The organism is Bradyrhizobium sp. UFLA03-84, assembly GCF_002289535.1.
Taxonomy (GTDB): Bacteria; Pseudomonadota; Alphaproteobacteria; order Rhizobiales; family Xanthobacteraceae; genus Bradyrhizobium; species Bradyrhizobium viridifuturi.
Map to the genome: position 1 here is coordinate 981186 of NZ_NSJY01000013.1, position 16893 is coordinate 998078.

At 65.2% G+C, this 16893-nt stretch carries 17 protein-coding genes; 6 read left to right on the forward strand and 11 right to left on the reverse strand.

The window, feature by feature from the left end:
* The first annotated feature begins 1 nt into the window (after position 1).
* Positions 2-937, forward strand: a complete 936-nt coding sequence (locus tag CK489_RS18760) for an alpha/beta hydrolase (protein WP_095733261.1) — start codon at positions 2-4, stop codon at positions 935-937.
* Positions 934-2127: an acyl-CoA dehydrogenase family protein gene (locus CK489_RS18765; protein WP_095733262.1), complete on the forward strand. Its 1194-nt coding sequence runs from the start codon at positions 934-936 to the stop codon at positions 2125-2127. The genes CK489_RS18760 and CK489_RS18765 overlap by 4 nt, the downstream gene beginning before the upstream one ends.
* 38 nt (positions 2128-2165) lie before the next feature.
* Here the strand turns inward: CK489_RS18765 and CK489_RS18770 are convergent, their stop codons facing one another.
* The 9 genes from CK489_RS18770 to CK489_RS18810 all read right to left on the reverse strand — a co-directional run bounded on the left by CK489_RS18770 (position 2166) and on the right by CK489_RS18810 (position 11319).
* Entirely contained in the window at positions 2166-2378 is a 213-nt protein-coding gene (locus CK489_RS18770; RefSeq protein ID WP_050627695.1) for a hypothetical protein, read from the reverse strand.
* Positions 2379-2565: 187 nt separating this feature from the next.
* The gene (locus CK489_RS18775) at positions 2566-3309 is read right to left on the reverse strand and encodes an NAD(P)H-dependent oxidoreductase (RefSeq protein ID WP_050627694.1); all 744 of its coding nucleotides are present in this window, start codon (positions 3307-3309) and stop codon (positions 2566-2568) included.
* A 4-nt stretch (positions 3310-3313) separates the two neighbouring features.
* Entirely contained in the window at positions 3314-4474 is a 1161-nt protein-coding gene (locus tag CK489_RS18780; RefSeq protein WP_095733263.1) for an ABC transporter substrate-binding protein, read from the reverse strand.
* Between the two features lie 36 nt (positions 4475-4510).
* Positions 4511-5557, reverse strand: a complete 1047-nt coding sequence (locus CK489_RS18785) for a branched-chain amino acid ABC transporter permease (protein WP_095733264.1) — start codon at positions 5555-5557, stop codon at positions 4511-4513.
* A complete protein-coding gene (locus tag CK489_RS18790; RefSeq protein WP_095733265.1) occupies positions 5557-6429 on the reverse strand; it encodes a branched-chain amino acid ABC transporter permease in 873 nt (290 codons plus the stop codon). The genes CK489_RS18785 and CK489_RS18790 overlap by 1 nt, the downstream gene beginning before the upstream one ends.
* The gene (locus CK489_RS18795; RefSeq protein WP_095733266.1) at positions 6430-8361 is read right to left on the reverse strand and encodes an AMP-dependent synthetase/ligase; all 1932 of its coding nucleotides are present in this window, start codon (positions 8359-8361) and stop codon (positions 6430-6432) included.
* Positions 8361-9152 (reverse strand): ABC transporter ATP-binding protein, encoded by a 792-nt coding sequence (locus CK489_RS18800; protein ID WP_095733707.1) that lies wholly within the window; start codon positions 9150-9152, stop codon positions 8361-8363. The genes CK489_RS18795 and CK489_RS18800 overlap by 1 nt, the downstream gene beginning before the upstream one ends.
* Positions 9149-10003: an ABC transporter ATP-binding protein gene (locus CK489_RS18805; protein WP_095733267.1), complete on the reverse strand. Its 855-nt coding sequence runs from the start codon at positions 10001-10003 to the stop codon at positions 9149-9151. The genes CK489_RS18800 and CK489_RS18805 overlap by 4 nt, the downstream gene beginning before the upstream one ends.
* Positions 10004-10008: 5 nt before the next feature.
* On the reverse strand, positions 10009-11319 hold the full coding sequence (locus CK489_RS18810) for a phytoene desaturase family protein (RefSeq protein WP_245350418.1): 1311 nt from the start codon (positions 11317-11319) through the stop codon (positions 10009-10011).
* Positions 11320-11570: 251 nt separating this feature from the next.
* On the opposite strand from CK489_RS18810, the gene CK489_RS18815 reads away from it, so the two are divergent.
* Positions 11571-12206 (forward strand): TetR/AcrR family transcriptional regulator, encoded by a 636-nt coding sequence (locus CK489_RS18815; RefSeq protein ID WP_095733268.1) that lies wholly within the window; start codon positions 11571-11573, stop codon positions 12204-12206.
* An 18-nt stretch (positions 12207-12224) separates the two neighbouring features.
* Here the strand turns inward: CK489_RS18815 and CK489_RS18820 are convergent, their stop codons facing one another.
* Together CK489_RS18820 and CK489_RS18825 are read right to left on the reverse strand one after the other, a co-directional pair.
* The gene (locus tag CK489_RS18820) at positions 12225-13364 is read right to left on the reverse strand and encodes a thiolase family protein (RefSeq protein ID WP_095733269.1); all 1140 of its coding nucleotides are present in this window, start codon (positions 13362-13364) and stop codon (positions 12225-12227) included.
* Between the two features lie 18 nt (positions 13365-13382).
* Positions 13383-13802 carry a Zn-ribbon domain-containing OB-fold protein gene (locus tag CK489_RS18825; RefSeq protein WP_143278187.1) on the reverse strand — a complete coding sequence of 140 codons (420 nt, stop codon included), beginning with the start codon at positions 13800-13802 and terminating at the stop codon, positions 13383-13385.
* Between the two features lie 145 nt (positions 13803-13947).
* Here CK489_RS18825 and CK489_RS18830 point away from each other — a divergent pair, with 145 nt between their 5' ends.
* From CK489_RS18830 to CK489_RS18840, 3 genes are read left to right on the forward strand one after another with little or no spacing between them, the layout of a single operon-like run.
* Entirely contained in the window at positions 13948-14550 is a 603-nt protein-coding gene (locus CK489_RS18830) for a TetR/AcrR family transcriptional regulator (RefSeq protein WP_158226470.1), read from the forward strand.
* Complete coding sequence (locus tag CK489_RS18835) at positions 14547-16097, forward strand: class I adenylate-forming enzyme family protein (protein WP_095733272.1); 1551 nt, start codon at positions 14547-14549, stop codon at positions 16095-16097. The genes CK489_RS18830 and CK489_RS18835 overlap by 4 nt, the downstream gene beginning before the upstream one ends.
* Positions 16094-16885, forward strand: a complete 792-nt coding sequence (locus tag CK489_RS18840; RefSeq protein ID WP_050627685.1) for an SDR family NAD(P)-dependent oxidoreductase — start codon at positions 16094-16096, stop codon at positions 16883-16885. The genes CK489_RS18835 and CK489_RS18840 overlap by 4 nt, the downstream gene beginning before the upstream one ends.
* The last annotated feature ends 8 nt before the right edge of the window (positions 16886-16893 follow it).

Consider the following 16893-nt stretch of genomic DNA (forward strand, 5'->3'; position numbering starts at 1 on the left):
GATGGCGAGCGCGGGCGACGATATCGCAATCGATCCGGTCGAACGTGCGATCGAGCGCCTGCGCGCAATCTATCGGAACTGGACCCGCGAAACGACCGTGGCGCAGATGCGGAGCGATTGGGATGCTGCCTTTGCCGGCTGCTCGGTGCCGGTGACGTGTCGGCCGGTCTCTGCCGGCGGCGTCGATGGCGAATGGATCGTGCCCGCCAACGCATCGCGTGACAAGGCGATCCTCTATTTTCACGGCGGCGCCTTCCGCATTGGCTCGGTCGCCTCGCATCGCGATCTGATCGCGCGGATCGCCGATGCATCCGGCTGTCGCGTGCTCGCGATCGATTATCGGCTTGCGCCGGAGCACCGCTTTCCGGCAGCGCTGGATGATGCGTTGACGGCCTATCGATATCTGCGCGATCAGGGATTGCATGCGGCGGATATCGCCCTCGCCGGTGACTCCGCCGGCGGCAATCTCGTGCTCGCTGCGATGCTCGCCGCGCGTGATCGCAGCCTGCCGCTCCCGGCCGCTGGCATGCTGATGTCACCCTGGACCGATCTCGCCGCGACCGGCGCCAGCTATGAGAGCAGGGCGGAGGCCGATCCGATCCACCAGCGTGCCATGATCCTGGCGCTGGCGAAGAACTATCTCGGCAAGGACGGCGATGTCAGCGATCCATTGGCCTCGCCGCTCTATGCCGATCTCGCCGGCCTGCCGCCGCTGTTGGTGCAGGTCGGCGACCGCGAAACCGTCCGCGACGATTCAGTGGAACTCGCTGCGCGCGCCAAGGCGGCCGGCGTCGACGTCGAACTCCAGGTCTGGGACGGCATGATCCACGTCTTCCAGATGTTCCCGGAGATTGCGCAGGCGCGCGAGGCGATCGCATCGCTGGCAAAATTCTTGCGCAACCATCTTCACATTACCCCAGAGAGGGCGCCACAATGAACGTCATGACGTCGGACCCGCGCCAGCTCGCTGAGACCGAATTCCATTTCCCGGAGCCGCCCAACCTGCCCGAAGAACTGCGCATGCTGCGCGAGCAGGTCCGCCGCTTCGTCGAGAAGGAGGTGGTGCCGCATGCCGATGCGTGGGAGCGCGACGGCAAGATCCCGCGCGAAATCTATCGCCGCATGGGCGCGCTCGGCTTCCTCGGCATGCGCCACGCGACCGAATATGGCGGCACCGACATGGGGCCGCTGGCCTCGATGGTGTTCGCCGAGGAGCTCGGCCGTTCGAGCTTCGGCGGCTTCACCTCGTCGATCCTCGTACACACCGACATGTCTGCGGTGCACATCTCCTTGCGCGGCACGCCTGAGCAGAAGCGGAAGTATCTCCCGGCGATCATTCGCGGCGAGACGGTCTGCTCGATCGCGGTGACCGAGCCCGATGCCGGCTCCGACGTCGCAGGCCTCAAGACCCGCGCGCGCCGTGACGGCGATCATTGGGTGATCAACGGCGCGAAAATGTTCATCACCAACGCGGTCTATGGCGATATCCTGATCGTCGCCGCGCGCACCGATCCGCATGCCAAGGGCAGTCGCGGAATTTCGCTGTTCATCGTTGAACGCAACACGCCGGGCATCACGGCGACCAAGCTCGACAAGCATGGCTGGCTCTGCTCGGATACTGCCGAGCTCGGCTTCCAGGACGTCCGCGTGCCGGCGGAGAATCTGCTTGGCGAGGAGAACAAGGGCTTCTATGGCATCATGGAGACCTTCCAGAACGAGCGGATCTGCATCGGCGGCATCTGCGCCGGCGAATCGGCCAAGGCGATCGAGCTGACGACGAATTATGTGAAGACGCGGCAGGCGTTCGGCGGCCCGCTCTGGAACCAGCAGGGCGTGCGGATGAAGCTCGCCCAGCTCGCTGCGAAGGCGGCGGCCGCGCGGGCGCTGGCCTATCAGGCCGCCGAGCTCGCGGCGGCCGGGAAGGAATGTCTCCGCGAGGTGTCGATGGTCAAGGCGTTGTCGCCCGAGGTACTGCACGAGGTCGTGCATGGCTGCCTGCAGCTGCATGGCGGCTCAGGCTTCATGCGCGGCACAGCGATCGAGCGCATGGTGCGCGACGCCCGGGTGCTGACGATCGGCGGCGGCGCCACCGAGGTAATGCTGGAAGAAGTCGCCAAGCGGATGTGAACCGGGCGTTGCGACCGCGGCCTCCACCACTCGGATATTCAGTTCGCGGAGCCCTTGTGGAGTGCGTCCGCGATCTTCTCCAGGATGGCGTTCGTACGCCGGGTCTCGGCGATTTGTTGCTCATAAAGCTCGACGACGGAGAGCCCGGACGCTGTGCGTTGGCGGTTCAGGCGAACGATCAGGATCCACGCGCCGATAAGCATGACGAACGGCCACCACGAGAGCAAAACCGACATCCAATCGCCGTTCATCGAACTCTCCAATTTCCCCGACCCGATGCGGGAAAAGGAATGCCGTCCAAATGTTAACAAACGCGCCGTCGCGCGTTGATAAATGTATGCAATACGTGCAGCGTTGAGTTGTGGACGGGTGAAGCGGGTTCGCCGGGCGGTGCGCTTGGCGGTTACTCAAGTTGCACGTGGCACCGCGGCGGAACGATCAACTGGTATGCTTACCCTGGCCGACCGCCTGCGCGGCGATCCCGGGCTTCAGCCGCCAGTCCTCGCCGAAATCCGCCAGCGGATGGAAGAACAGCGGCTCGGTGGTCTCGAGCTGCCGCAGCCGCTCGGCGTAGTCGTCGAGATAGCGATGCCGCGTCGTCTCGTCGACGAAGTTCACCGAATAGGACACGAAAGGCGGCAGTACCTTGCAGCCGGCATAGGCCAGCATGCCGTTCTGGATCGGCCATAACACCACGTCGAGCGCGCCGACCAGGCCGTCGGGCGCGCACATGCCCGGATAGGCGGCGGTCGAGGTCACAACCATGGCGCGGCGGCCGGCGAGGCCGCCGGTGTCGTAGCGGCGGCCACTGCCATAGACCGCGCCATTGACGAAGACGCGGTCGATCCAGCCCTTCATGATGGCGGGGACGGAGAACCACCACAGCGGAAATTGTAGGATCAGGACGTCGCACCACAATAGCTTCTCGATCTCGGCGGCGATGTCGCCGCTGAGTGTTCCCTGTTGCAGATTGTACTTCTGCTCGCGGTCATATTGCAGGCGGTCGGGAAAGCGTCGCTCGCCGAAGTCGTCCGCGGTCGCCACCGGATTGAAGCCCATTGCGTAGAGGTCGGAGATCCTGACCGTATGCCCGAGCGCGGTGAGCTCCGCCACCGACCGCGCCAGCAATGCGGTGTTGAATGACTGCGCCTCCTGATGGGCGAAGACGATCAGGACCTTCATTGATCTAGTTCACCGGCTTGAAGCTGAGCGTGGCCGTATCGGCCTGCATGATCTGCAGCTTCTGGTTGGAGAAGCGGACGCCGGGGCCGAAGCTGATCGGCGCCATCACGCCGGTCTCGACATTCTTGGTCTTCTCCAGCTCCGAGATGGTGCAGGCCCAGGTCGGCTGCTTGCCGCAGCGCTCGATCGCCGCGATCAGTACTTTCGCGGCAGCGTAGCCCGTCATGGTGTAGCGGTTGATGCCCTTGAACTCGGCCTCCGATACGAGTGGCTTCGCTTTCTCCAGGAACGCCTTGCCGGCCGCGCCTGCGAACGGCTCGACATAGTCGACCGCATAGATACCGTCGCCGGCCGGGCCCATCAGCTTCAGCACCGGCTCGATCCGGCCGGGCCAGAAGATGCCGGTCACCGGCTTGATGCCGAGCTTCTCGATCTCCTTCATCATCGCGATGTTCTCGGCGATGATGCCGCCGGCCAGGAACACCTCGGCGCCGGAGTCCTTCAGCTGCAGCATGTCGGACGAGAAGTCCTGCTGGCCTTTCTTGTAATTGCCGCTGTAGACGACGTTCAGCTTCTTGGCCTTGACCACGCTATCGAAGCCGTCGCGCACCGTGATGCCGTAATCGTCGTCCTGGGTGATCAGGCCCCACTTCTTGCCCGGGTTCTTGTCGGCCAGGAAGTTGACGAGGTGGACGATGCCCTCCTCATAGGATTGTCCGACCACGAACACGTTCTTGCGCGGCGGCTCCCAGAGGTGCTTGACCGGCGCGACGTCGATCACGGTCGGGATGCCCGACTTCTCCAGCACGGGCATCACGGCGATCGACTGGCCCGAACCGGAGATGCCGATCATCGCGAAGACCTTGTCGACGTCGATCACCTTCTTGACACCCTGGATGGTGCGCGCGGTGACGTAGCCGTCGTCTTCCAGCACATATTTGATCTTGCGGCCGTTGATGCCGCCGGCGGCGTTGGCCTCCGCGATCGCGATCTTGTGGCCGAGCGAGGCCGCGACGCCGAGCAACGCCGGCGGGCCGGTCAGCGGCTCGACGTCGCCGATCAGGATCTCGGTGTCGGTGATCCCGGGATCGGCGGCGCGAGCCGGGCCGGCGACGAGACAGGCGGTGGTGAGCAGCAGCGAGGCTGCCGCCAGATATTTGATCATTGTCTCCTCCTCATGGTGTTGTGTCGCTTTTCTTGGTTAGTAGCGCAGCGGCCAGTGCACCCAGGCCCGCTTGATGTCGTGCCAGGCGCCGACCAGCCCGCGAGGCTGGAAGCGCAGGAACAGGATGATGACGAGACCGTAGAGCATGCTCTTCAGCTCCTGCGCGCCGGTCGTGAAGGTCGCGTCCATCTGCGCGCTGAACAGGCTGAAGACGAGTCGTGTCGCCTCCGGCAGCAGCACGATCAGGATGGTGCCGAGCACCGCGCCGAGCGCCGAGCCCAGCCCGCCGACGATCAGGATCGCCAGCGCCTCGATCGAGAGCAGGAACGGAAAGCCCTCCACACTGACGAACGACAGATAGATGCCGTAGAGCGCGCCGGCGATGCCGGTGATGAAGGCCGAGGTGACGAAGGCGAACAGCTTGTAGGCGTGCAGATTGATGCCCATGACGCGGGCCGCGGTGTCGTTGTCCCGGATCGCGACGAAGGCGCGGCCGACCCGGCTGCGGCGGATGTTGAGGGTGGCGAAAAGCGTCAGCGCCGCGATCGCAAGACAGAGATAGGCAAAGGCGGCATCGCCGTCGAAACTGATGCCGAAGATCTCGGGCCGCTGCACCTGGATGCCGCGGGCGCCGTTGGTGAGCCAGCGCATCTCCAGGATCACCGTATTGATGATGAAGGAGAAGGCGAGTGTGGTGACGGCGAGATAGAGCCCCTTCAGCCGCAGCGACGGCGCACCGACGATCAGGCTCGCCAGCGCCGGCACCACGCCGGCGCCGAGGAAGCCGACCAGCGGCGGCATCTGATATTTCGACACCAGCACCGCATAGGCATAGGCGCCGGTGACGAGAAAGCCGACATGGCCGAGCGAGATCAGGCCGGTGTAGCCGGTCAGGATGTTGAGCCCGAGCGCGCCGGTCACCGTGATCAGGATGATCATCAGGAACGATAGCGCGTAGGAGTTCAGCAGATAGGGCGCGGCGATCAGTCCCAACAGCAGCACCGCCGACCATAGCCAGACCGGCGGGGAATCGATCAGTGCAACCAGCTCGCCGTAGCTCTGCTTGTAATCGCCGGTCCGCATCACACCCTCTCGATATCGCGTTCGCCGAAGATGCCGAACGGGCGGACCATCAGCACCACGATGATCATGGCAAAGCCCGCGACCTCCTTCATCCCTGAGCCGAGATAGCCGCCGGCCAGATTTTCCGTGATGCCGATCAGCAGGCCGCCGAGGCCGGACCCCAGCACGGCATCGAGACCTCCCAGGATCGTGGCCGGAAACGCCTTCAGCCCGAGCTGGAACATGGCCGGCGACAGATCGTAGGACAGTGCGAAGAACACGCCGCCGATGCCGGCGATCACGGAGGACGCGGCCCAGGCCAGCGCATGGACCTTCGTCGCGCTGATGCCCATCAGGAGCGCGGTGCGGTCGTCGGCCGCGACCGCGCGCATCGCGACACCGACCTTGCTGTAGCGGAAGAACGCCCAGATCGCCGCGAGCAGCAGAAGCAGCGTCGCGATCACGGCAAGCTGGCCGGTGCGCACGCCGATGCCGCCGAGATGTACGACGCTGCGGCCCATGCCGATATCGAGACCGTGCGGGTAGGCGTCCCAGATGAAGTTGATCGCCGAGCGCAGGATCACTGCGAGCCCGATCGTCACCATCACGGTCGCGAACACCGGCTCGCCCAGCATCGGCCGCATCACCAGCCGCTCGATGACGAGGCCGAGCACGACCGCCGCCAGGATGGCGCCGATTGCGACGACGAATACATTGCCGCTCACCGTGGTCGAGATCGTCCAGGCGATATAGGCGGTGATCATGGTCATCTCGCCCTGTGCGAAATTGACCAGCCCGGTCGATTTGTAGATCACCGCAAAGCCCATCGCTATCAGGCCGTAGATCGCGCCGATCGCGAGCCCCGAGATCAGCAGCTGGATCAGATACTGCACTCAGCCCTCCGCCTGGTAGATGATGGCGAGCTCGCGGGCGAACTTCTTCTCGATCGTGGCGCGGCGTACCTTCTGCGTCGCGGTGAGCTCGCCGTCGTCGTGGTCGAGCTCCTTCTCCAGGATGGCGAAGCGCCTGATGTTCTCGACCCGGGCGAACCGCTTGTTGGTCTCGCCCACGATGCGCTCGACCAGCTCGTGCACGTCAGGCAGCTGCGACAGCGATTTGTAGTTGGTGTAGGCCAGCGCGCGGTCGCGTGCCCAGCGGCCGACATTGTCGTAATCGACCTGGATGATGGCGCCGAGGTACTTCCGGGCCTCGCCGACCACGATCGCTTCCTTGATGAACTCGGAATCCTTCAGCGCGTTCTCGATCTCCGATGGCGCGATGTTCTTGCCGCCGGCGGTGATGATGATCGCCTTCTTGCGGTCGACCACGGCGATTTCGCCATTATCGAGGATGTCGATGATGTCGCCGGTGCGCAGCCAGCCGCCTTGTTCCAGCGATGCCGTCGAGGCGTTCTCGTCGAGGAAGTAACCCTTGAAGACGCCGGGGTTGCGCAGCAGGATCTCGCCGTCGCTGTCGAGTTTCCATTCGGTCTGCGGCAGCGGGATGCCGCAGCCACCGATCCGGTGATGGCTCTCGGTCTGGATGAAGGCAACGCCGCCGCTCTCGGTGAGGCCGTAGCCCTGCGACACCGGGCGGCCGATGATGTCGAAAAAGCGCAGCGTCTCCGGCGAGATCGAGGCGCCGGCGCACAGCCGGTGCCGGCTGTAGGCGAAACCGAGATGGCGCTGCAGATTGCGGAACATCAGCAGGTAGAGCAGGCCGAACGCGGCGCGATCGAGCAGGTTGGCCTTGCCGGCCTGCCGTCGGTCGGACAGCCTGCGGCCCCAGGCGACGCAGGCTCTTGTAAAACCTTGCCGCAGCCTGCCGCTCTCGCCGAGCCGGAACAGAAAGCCCTGCTGCAGCTTCTCGTAGATGCGGGGCACGCCGACGAAGAAGGTTGGCGCGATCTCGCGAATGTTGACCGCGACCGTGTCGATCGATTCGGCAAAGGACACGGTGCCGCCGAGCACCAGATGCGTCACCGTGCCGTAGCAGCGCTCGGCGACGTGGCACAGGGGCAGATAGCTCACGGCCTCGAACGGCTTGTCGGCGATCCCGACGGTCTTGGCATAGGCATAGGCGGCGTAGACGAGGTTGCGATGGGTCAGCATCGCGCCCTTGGGCGGACCCGTCGTGCCCGAGGTGTAGACGAGGATGCAGACATCGTCGGGCGCGGCCTGGCTGATCAGCCGGTCGAGCGTGGCATCGGCGTCCGGGTTCTGCTGCGCATGGGCTTTGCCGCGCTCGCAGAGGGCCTCGAACGACATCAGCTCCGAGTGGCGGTAGTGCCGCAGCCCCTTCATGTCGATGCAGATGATGGCCTCGAGCTCCGGCAGGCCGCCGTTGTTGGCCATCGCGTCGAGCACCTTGTCGGTCTGCTCCTGGTCGCCGGTGACGAGGACGCGCGCGCCGGAATGCTTGACGATGTATTGCAGCTCGACCCAGGGATTGGTCGGATAGATGCCGACCGCGACCGCGCCGATCATCTGGGCGCCGAGATCGGCATAAAACCATTCCGGCGTGTTCTCGCCGGCGATGGCGATGCGATCGCCCGGCTTGATGCCGAGCGAGAGCAGGCCCAACGCGACTGCACGCGCGGTCTCGTAATAGTGCCGCCAGGAATACGGGTTCCAGATGCCGTAGTCCTTCTCGCGCAGCGCTAACGCCTCGCCATGCATGGCGGCGCGCTGCCGCAGCAATTGCGGGATGGTGATGGCGGCGTCCTCGAGCGCTGTCTGGAGCGCATCGACGCTTGCCAGCGGCGCGGTGCGCGCGGTGGCCTGCAACGGCGGATGAACGGTGCGAAAGCTGTCCAGCGTCGACATCACGCGCCCACCTTCATCGCCCCGCCGCGCTGGCCGCCGAGATAGGCCTCCGCGACCGCGGGATCGCGCCTGATCTCGTCGGGCGTCCCCTCGGCGATTTTGCGCCCGAAGTTCAGCACATGGATGCGGTCGGAGATGTCCATCACGATGCGCATCTCATGCTCGATCATCACGACGGTGATGCCGAGCTCGTCACGGATATCGAGCACGAAGCGCGCGATATCCTCGGTCTCCTCCTGGTTCATGCCGGAGACCATCTCGTCGAGCAGCAGCAGTTTCGGCTCGCAGGCGAGCGCCCGGGCGAGCTCGACGCGTTTCTGCTGGCCGTAGGACAGGGTGCCGACCACGGCATCCCTGATGTGCTCGACCTCGAGGAATTCGATGATGTGTTCGACGCGCTGCCGCGCCGCGATCTCCTCCTTGCGGGTGCGGCCGAAGAACACCACGGCATCGAGCACGGTCGAGCGCAAATGGGTGTGGCGGCCGGTCAGGATGTTCTCGACCACGGTGCCGTGCTTGAACAGTGCGAGATTCTGGAAGGTCCGACCGATGCCGACGGCTGCGAACTTCCACGGTGAAATGGTCGCAAGGTCGATGCCGTCGAAGCTGATGCGGCCGCCGCTCGGCCGCAGCACGCCCGAGATCATGTTGAACAGCGTGGTCTTGCCGGCGCCGTTCGGCCCGATCACGCTGCAGATCTCGCCAGAGTTCACCTGCAGACTGACATCGGCGACCGCGTGCAGGCCGCCGAAGCGTTTCGACAGATTCTCGATCGCGAGCAGCGCGGTCACGACAGCCACCGCTTGCGCCGCTTGTAATGCTTGACGTCGCGCAGGCTCTTGCGGCCGGACGAGGAGACGCCGAGATAGAATTCCCGGACGTCCTCGTTGGCGGTGAGATTTTTGGCCGTGCCGTCGAGCACGACGCGGCCGGTCTCCAGGATGTAGCCGTAGTCGGCGATATCGAGCGCGCGCTGCGCGTTCTGCTCGACCAGCAGCACGGTCATCTTCAGTTCGTCGCGCAGGCGGACGATCACCTCGTAGATGCGATCGATGATCAGGGGCGCAAGGCCGAGCGACGGCTCGTCGAGCGCCAGCAGCACCGGATCGGTCATCAGCGCGCGGCCGATGGCGAGCATCTGCTGCTCGCCGCCGGACATGTAGCCGGCGATCTGGTCGCGTCGCTCAAACAGGCGTGGAAACAGCGCGAACACCTTGTCGCGGCGCTCGCGCGCCTCGGCGCCGGTTCGTGTGTAGCCGCCCATCTGCAAATTCTCGTCGATGGTCAGCGCCGCGAACACGCGGCGTCCCTCCGGCACCTGCACGATGCCGCGGCGGACCAGCTCGTCCGGCGCGAGGCGATGCACCTCTTCGTTGCGAAAACGGATGCTGCCGTTCTCGATCACGCCTTCCTCGGTGTAGAGGATGCCGGACATCGCCTTCAGCAACGTCGACTTGCCGGCGCCGTTGGAGCCAAGCAAAGCGACGATGTTGCCTTCAGGCACGGCGATCGAGACATCGCGGATCGCCTCGATCGCGTTGTCGTAGACGATCCGGTTGTTGCGGAATTCGAGCAGAGTATCCGGCGCCGGCTTCGCCTGTGGCGCTGCCTGCGGCGTCGGATGCGGGACAGTCGTCGGCATCGCGCTCAGACCCGGCCGGCCGAACGACGCGGGCGCGCGGCGAGGATCGCATCGGTGACGATCTTGGCGGTCTCGGCGCAGGCCTGGGTGCCGCCATTGCCATACTGCTTCACCGCGTCGCCGACGCACCACAGGCCCTCGATGCCGGTTTCGCGCGGCAGATCGTAACCCGCGCAGCTGCGTTGCGCCGGCCAGTCGTCCCGCATCACCCGGATCGACAGGATTTTTGCCTGGTCGAAATTGGCGAACTGCTCGCGCAGGTCTTCCAGCGCGAGCGCGACCTCGGCATCGCCATCGAAATCGCCGAGCGCGGGTACCGGCACGGCATAGGCGACGTAGAGATGCCAGCCAGGCGGCGCCAGCTCCGGACAGGTCGCGGACAGATTGGCCATGTTGCAGAGCCGGCGCGTCTTGCCGAAGGTGACGATGCCGGGATGGTTGATCAGCGGCTCGCGGCTGGCGACGTTGATGACGATATTGGCGGCCGGGCGCAGATCGTTCTTCACCTTGGCGATATAATCGGGCGGGAACGCATCGCTGCCCGCGAGCGCGACAGTGGCTTTCGGGCCGGCATTGCTGATGACGAGGTCGGTGTCGATCCGCACCTTCTCGCCGTTGCGCAGCACGGTGACGCCTTCGACACGGCCGTTGGTGGTGTGGATCGTCGTCGCCGGCGTGTCGAGCCAGATGTCGCCGTTGCGCCTGATCGCGCTACCGAGGCTGTTCCAGACGCCGATCGTGCCTTGCGGGCAGAAGCCGAATTTCTTGAAGGCGCCCTTGCTGGTGAAATAGGTGAGGAAGGCGCGGGCAGGCAGCTCGGCGGCGTTGCAGGCGAAGATCGCCGCGCAGAGATTGCGGAACAGCGCGTGCACCGTGGCGTTGCTGGTGTAGCCTTTCAGCCAGTCCTCGGTCGATTGCCGTCCGTCGGGCAGATTGCCGGAGCGGGCGTCGGCGAACTTCTCCAGGATGCGCGAGGCCTGCTTGGTGAGTTGCCCCAGCAGCAGCGACCAGCCGCCGCGGCCGACATCGATCACCTTGCCGTCGATGAAGAACGAGCTCGCAGGCTCCGGCGCGCGGATATCGAGCGGCGCGCCGACGGTGTGGAAGGTCTCCTCGAACACCCCACCGAACTCGATCGCGATCGCGCCGATATTGACCTTGAAGCCGTCGATCTCCTCGGTCGAGGCACGGCCGCCGAGCCGGTCCTTGTCGTCGACGACGAGCGTATGCAGCCCGCCATGGGCGAGACGCGCCGCAGCGCACAGCCCGCCGGCGCCGGCTCCGATCACGACAGCATCGATCCTCTGAGCATCCACGCGCAGCCTCCCTCCGTGCCGCCGGATTGGTTCCGGCGTGCGCAATCCGCTTGCTTGATGACGAGCAGCCTAATATAATCCGACCGGTCGTTCAAATTATTTTTTGACGCAGGTCAATGATCCCGCCGCGCCAGATAGACGAGTTGTGGTGGATGGTGCCCGCAAAGGGGAGGAGCGCGCGGCGGCAATAGTATAGAGAGACGGAAGCCGCCCGATTCCGGCGGCGTCAGCGGTGGACGAGAGAGACTGTAATGGCGCGGACGCGCTCAGAGAATTACGACGAGATCCAGCAGGGCATTCTCACCACCGCCTGCGGCCTGTTCGCGCGGCAGGGCTATATGCGTGCCTCGATCGCCGACCTTGCTGACGCCTGCAAGCTGTCGCGCGGCGCGCTGTATCACTATTTCGACTCCAAGGAAGCGATCCTGTTCGCGATCCTCGATGCGCATATCCGCGAGATGATCGCCGACGTCGAGGCCGCGATGGCCGGCAAAACGACGACGCTGGAGCAGTTCCGCGCCGCGATTCAGGCCATCGTCGCGCTCAATGCGCGCTCGAGCGACGAGCAGCGCGTGATCCTCAACGACCTCTCTTTCCTCGGCGAGACCGAGCAGGACGCGATCAAGGCGTTGGAGCGCCAGCTCGTCGACACGGTCTCCGATCTCCTGGTCAAGCTCGACAAGGAGAGCAAGATCGTCAAGCGGACCAAGAAGATCTACAGCATGATGCTGTTCGGCATCCTGAACTTCAGCCACACCTGGTACGACCCCAAGGGCGGGATCGACCCCAGTGAGTTCGCCGACATGGTGGTGGACCTGTTCCTGTACGGTTTCACCATGCCGGTGCCGGCGAAGGATGCCGCGCGGCCGCTGCGCCAGCGCGCGTAGGGCCATCGCGGCGAAGCGTCACTTCTGCAGGATGTGCACGTAACAGACCGCGCCCACGCCAACCATATGCGCCAGCCCGGTTCGCGCGCCGCCATGCTGGCGCGGGCCCGCTTCACCGCGCAGCTGAATGACGATCTCGCCGATCTGGCCGATGCCGGTCGGGCCGATCGGATGCCCCATCGCGATCAGGCCGCCGGAAGGGTTGATCGCGCATTGCCCGCCGATATCGAGCGCGCCCTCCTTCAGCATGCGAACGCCGTGCCCTTCGGGACAGAGGCCGATGCTCTCGATGTAGTGCAGTTCCTCCACCGTGAAGGCGTCGTGCAGCTCGATGATGTCGAGATCCCCAGGCGTCAGCTTGGCCTGCGCCAAGGCGAGGTCTGCGGTCTCCTTGGTGAGCGCCGCGTCGAAGCCGGCGCCGGGCGGATAGACCCGCTCGCTGCAGCCGACGGACGCCGTGGTGCGAATAGCGCGGCCGGCGTCGATGCCGAGCCTGCGAATGCCGTCCTCGGATGCGACGATCACGGCCGCAGCGCCTTCGCCGATCGGCGTGCATTGCAGTGCCGTTAGCGATCCCGACACCCGCTTGCCGCCGAGCACCTCGTCGAGCGTGCGCTCCTGCTGCCGCTGCGCATTGGGATTCTTCGCCCCGTTGCGATGGTTCTTCACCGCGACCCGTGCGATGTCCTCAGTCGATGCGTTGTGGCGGACCGCGTATTCATTGGTCAGCAGCGCAAAATGCGTGAAGGGAACGATCGCGTCTTCGGCAAGGTTTCCGATGCCGGTGTCCGAGCGCCGCACCGGATTGCGCTTGTCGACGCCGACCGCCAGCGCGACGTCGGAGATGCCGCTTGCGACCTCGATGCAGGCGTGGCGGAACGCGGTCGATCCGGAGGCCGAAGCGTTCTCGACATGCATCAGCGGCGCACCGGTCGCGCCGAGATGGCGCAGCATCGGCCGCCCCGACGCCATACCGAGCAGCGCGGTCGCGACATAGCTCGATTCCACCGTGGGCCATTCGATGCGCGCATCTGCAAGCGCTGAGCGGATCGCGGTGAGGCCGAGCTCCACATAGGGTGTCTCGCTCGGGTTCTGATAGCGATGCCAGCCGATGCCGACGACGTAGACCGGCCGCAGTTCGTTGAGTGATCGTGCCATGGCGAACCTCCGGGTCGATCAGGATGCGATGCTGAAACGAAGATCGAGCACGGTCTCGCCGCTCTCGTTCTGCGTCGTCGGAACGAGTCTGCCCGTCACGCGCTGGCCCGGCGCAACCGGTGCGCTGTCGTCGGCCAGCAGGGTGCGGATGACGGGGCCGTCATCGAGCGCGACCTTGACGATGGTGAAGGGGGCCAGGCGGTTCTTGTCGGCGTGCAGGTGAACGGTCGCTTCCGCAAGCAGCGTGCCTTCGGCCGATAGTTCGCAGGGCGTGAGCGCGTCCCCATAGCTGCCGCAGCGCTCGCAGCCATAGGTCTGCATCGGGAAGAAGACGTAGCCGCAGTGGCATCGGCCGCCCCTAAGGCGGACAGTCGTGCCATCCCGATCGCTCGAGCCTTCGGAATAAAGGCCTGGTTTCAATAGCTTGTTCGGTCGCATGCGTTTCCTCCAAAGAAACTTGTTGACTGACCAACAAACATTATTCTAGCTTGAATGCAAGCAAGAAGTCGCCGCACGGCAAAGGGAGCGAAGCTGAATGGCACGAGCAGTTCGACGCGCGCAGGAATCGCGAGACGAGGCGCCCGTGTCTCGGCGGACGCAGGTCGAGCGACGCGACGAAGCGGAGCGGCGGATCCTTGAAGCCGCCGCGCTGATCGTCGCTGAGAATGGACTCGAGGCGATCACGCTGGCGGAGGCAGGTGCGCGCGCCGGCTACAGCCGCGGATTGCCGTCGCACTATTTCAAGACCAAAGCGGACCTGCTGTCGGCGCTCGGCGCGTACATCATCGATTCATTCATCAACGACCGCCGCGCCGCTTCGCCGGAGCTGACCGGATATGACGGCCTGATCGCGTCGTTCAAATACTACTTCGTGATGCCGGCCCGAACGCCTGTCATGGCGCGCGCGTTTCACGCCGTGCTGGCCGGCGCGCTCACCGTACCGCCGATCACCGCCACCGTCGCCAAGCTCAATCGCGAAACGCGGGGCGAGATCGCCGCGGGTCTCAAGGCAGGGATCGCCGCGGGCCGGTTGCGCCCCGACATCGATCTGGAAACCGAGAGCGCGCTGATCCTCGCCGGTCTGCGCGGATCAGTCGCGCAGTGGCTGGTCGATCCGGAGGGCGTCGATCTTGAGGCTATCAGCGCCTGCTTCATTGCCACGGTCGAAGGAAGGCTGGCGAAATGAGCATTCTGCCGAACAGCGTCGAGTATTGGGCCGCCAACCGTCCGGATGATGTCGCTTTCATCGAGGGCGATCGCCAGATGACCTGGTCGCAGCTCAACGACGCCGCGAACCGCGTTGCGCATGGCCTTGCGGCCCGGGGCGTCGTCGCCGGCGACATCGTCGTGCTGCGGACCCAGATCCGGATCGAGTGGCCTGTTCTAAGCGAGGCGATCGGCAAGCTGCGCTGCTCGCTGCTCGGCCTGAACTGGCGGCTGACGCCGTCGGAGACGCAGTATGTGCTGTCTAACAGCGGCGCCCAGGTCGTCGTCTGCGACGATGAGGATCCTTCGGCGTTGAAGCCCGCATTCGAAGGTTTGCCGATCAAGCTCGCGGTCTCGATCGGTGCCGCGTCGCCCGGGTTCGTCGCATTCTCCGATCTTCTCGACGCCTCCGCAGAGCCGGCACTGCATTCAACCGGACGGCCGCCGCTGATCCTCTACACCTCGGGCACCACCGGCCTGCCCAAGGGCGTGGTCTCGGTGTTGCAGCCGGGCGTGCAGATGGATGCGCGCACCAGCGAATATCTCTCTGACGTTGCATCGACCCGGCGCGGCCAGCCCGGCGGCGTGTCGCTGCTGACGCTGCCGCTGCATCACGGCGCTGGCCCGTCCCAGGTCTGGGGCGCGATCCAGCTCGGCAATCCGACTGTCATGATGCGCCGTTTCGATCCCGAGGCCGCGCTTCGCCTGGTCGCGCAGCATCGCGTCACCAACTGGACCGGCGTCCCCACCATGTACAAGCGCCTCGCGGCGCTGCCGAAGGACGTGCTCGATACCTACGACGTGTCGTCGATCCGCGCGCTGTCGGTCGGCGCGGCCCCGGTGCCCTATGAGCTCAAGCGCTGGATCATCCGCACCTTCGGCAGCGGCGTCCTCGGTGAAGGCTACGGCGCTACCGAGGTCGGCATGATCAGCTTCCTGCCGCCGGAGATGCAGGAGCGCAAGCCCGGCTCGAGCGGTCGGCCGCACAAGCATGTCGACATCTCGATTCGCGATGCCGACGGGCGCGAGCTGCCGCGCAACCAGTCCGGCGAGATCTGGATCAGGACGCCGGTGACGATCCGCTCCTATCTGAACGGCAAGCCGCTTGGACCTGATACGCGGGACGACGCCGGATATTTCCGGGTCGGCGACGTCGGGATGCTCGACGACGACGGCTATCTGTTCATCACCGATCGCGCCAAGGACATGATCATTGCCGGCGGCGTCAACATCTACCCGGCCGAAATCGAGGCGGCGATCCTCAGGCATCCCGACGTCCAGGACGTCGCTGTCATCGGCATCCCCGACGACGAGTTCGGTGAGCAAGTCAAGGCATTCTGCGAGCTGAAGCCGGGCCACGAAACCGACGAGGCCGCGATCCTCGCATTCTGCCGCGACCACCTTGCTTCGTACAAGCGGCCCAGGACGCTGTCGATCGTCGACGAACTGCCACGCAACACCATGGGCAAGCTGCTCAAGCGCGAATTGCGCGAGCCCTACTGGAAGGGACGGGAGAGAAACGTATGAGTGACATCCTTGATTTGAACGGCAAGGTGACGCTGATCACCGGCGCCGGCCAGGGCGTCGGGCGCCAGATCGCGCTGCATTTCGCCGCGCACAACGCGGCGGGCATTGTCGTCAACGATTACTTCCTTGAACGCGCCGAGCAGGTCGCGCGCGAAATCAACGCCACCGGCGGCAAGGCGATCGCGGCGCAGGCCGACGTCACCGATCTCGCCTCGGTGAAGGCGATGATCGGAAAGGCCGAGCAGGCCTTCGGCACGATCGACGTGCTCGTCAACAATGCCGGCAACGCCGGTGCGACGCCCGATCCCGATGCGCGCAAGCCGTTCTGGGAGACCGGCCCGGAGGTCTGGAACAGCTTCATCGGCGTCAATCTCTACGGGGTGATCAACTGCGCGTCGGCCTGCATTCCGCAGATGATCGCACGCAAGGGCGGCCGCATCGTCACCATCATTTCGGATGCCGGCCGCGCCGGCGAAGCGGGCCTCGAGGTCTATTCAGGTGCGAAGGCGGGCGCCGCGGGCTTCACGCGCGCAGTCGCGCGATCGCTCGGCCGCCACAACATCACGGCGAATTGCGTGGCGATTGCCGCGACCCTGACGCCGGCGATCGAGGCGCGGCTGAAGGCCAATCCCGAGATGCAGAAGAAGATGATGGAGAAGTACGTCATCCGCCGCCCGGGCCTGCCGTCCGACGTCGCCAACATGGTGCTGTTTCTCGCCTCCGATGCGAGCGCATGGATCACCGGCCAGACCTATCCGGTCAATGGCGGCTTTACCTTCGCATTGTGAGGCGCATC

Bases quoted from the DNA above. Each gene is read 5' to 3' on its own strand.
- CK489_RS18760 (WP_095733261.1), top strand. From the start codon at position 2: ATGGCGAGCGCGGGCGACGATATCGCAATCGATCCGGTCGAACGTGCG.
- CK489_RS18765 (WP_095733262.1), top strand. From the start codon at position 934: ATGAACGTCATGACGTCGGACCCGCGCCAGCTCGCTGAGACCGAATTC.
- CK489_RS18770 (WP_050627695.1), bottom strand. From the start codon at position 2,378: ATGAACGGCGATTGGATGTCGGTTTTGCTCTCGTGGTGGCCGTTCGTC.
- CK489_RS18775 (WP_050627694.1), bottom strand. From the start codon at position 3,309: ATGAAGGTCCTGATCGTCTTCGCCCATCAGGAGGCGCAGTCATTCAAC.
- CK489_RS18780 (WP_095733263.1), bottom strand. From the start codon at position 4,474: ATGATCAAATATCTGGCGGCAGCCTCGCTGCTGCTCACCACCGCCTGT.
- CK489_RS18785 (WP_095733264.1), bottom strand. From the start codon at position 5,557: ATGCGGACCGGCGATTACAAGCAGAGCTACGGCGAGCTGGTTGCACTG.
- CK489_RS18795 (WP_095733266.1), bottom strand. From the start codon at position 8,361: ATGTCGACGCTGGACAGCTTTCGCACCGTTCATCCGCCGTTGCAGGCC.
- CK489_RS18805 (WP_095733267.1), bottom strand. From the start codon at position 10,003: ATGCCGACGACTGTCCCGCATCCGACGCCGCAGGCAGCGCCACAGGCG.
- CK489_RS18815 (WP_095733268.1), top strand. From the start codon at position 11,571: ATGGCGCGGACGCGCTCAGAGAATTACGACGAGATCCAGCAGGGCATT.
- CK489_RS18820 (WP_095733269.1), bottom strand. From the start codon at position 13,364: ATGGCACGATCACTCAACGAACTGCGGCCGGTCTACGTCGTCGGCATC.
- CK489_RS18825 (WP_143278187.1), bottom strand. From the start codon at position 13,802: ATGCGACCGAACAAGCTATTGAAACCAGGCCTTTATTCCGAAGGCTCG.
- CK489_RS18835 (WP_095733272.1), top strand. From the start codon at position 14,547: ATGAGCATTCTGCCGAACAGCGTCGAGTATTGGGCCGCCAACCGTCCG.
- CK489_RS18840 (WP_050627685.1), top strand. From the start codon at position 16,094: ATGAGTGACATCCTTGATTTGAACGGCAAGGTGACGCTGATCACCGGC.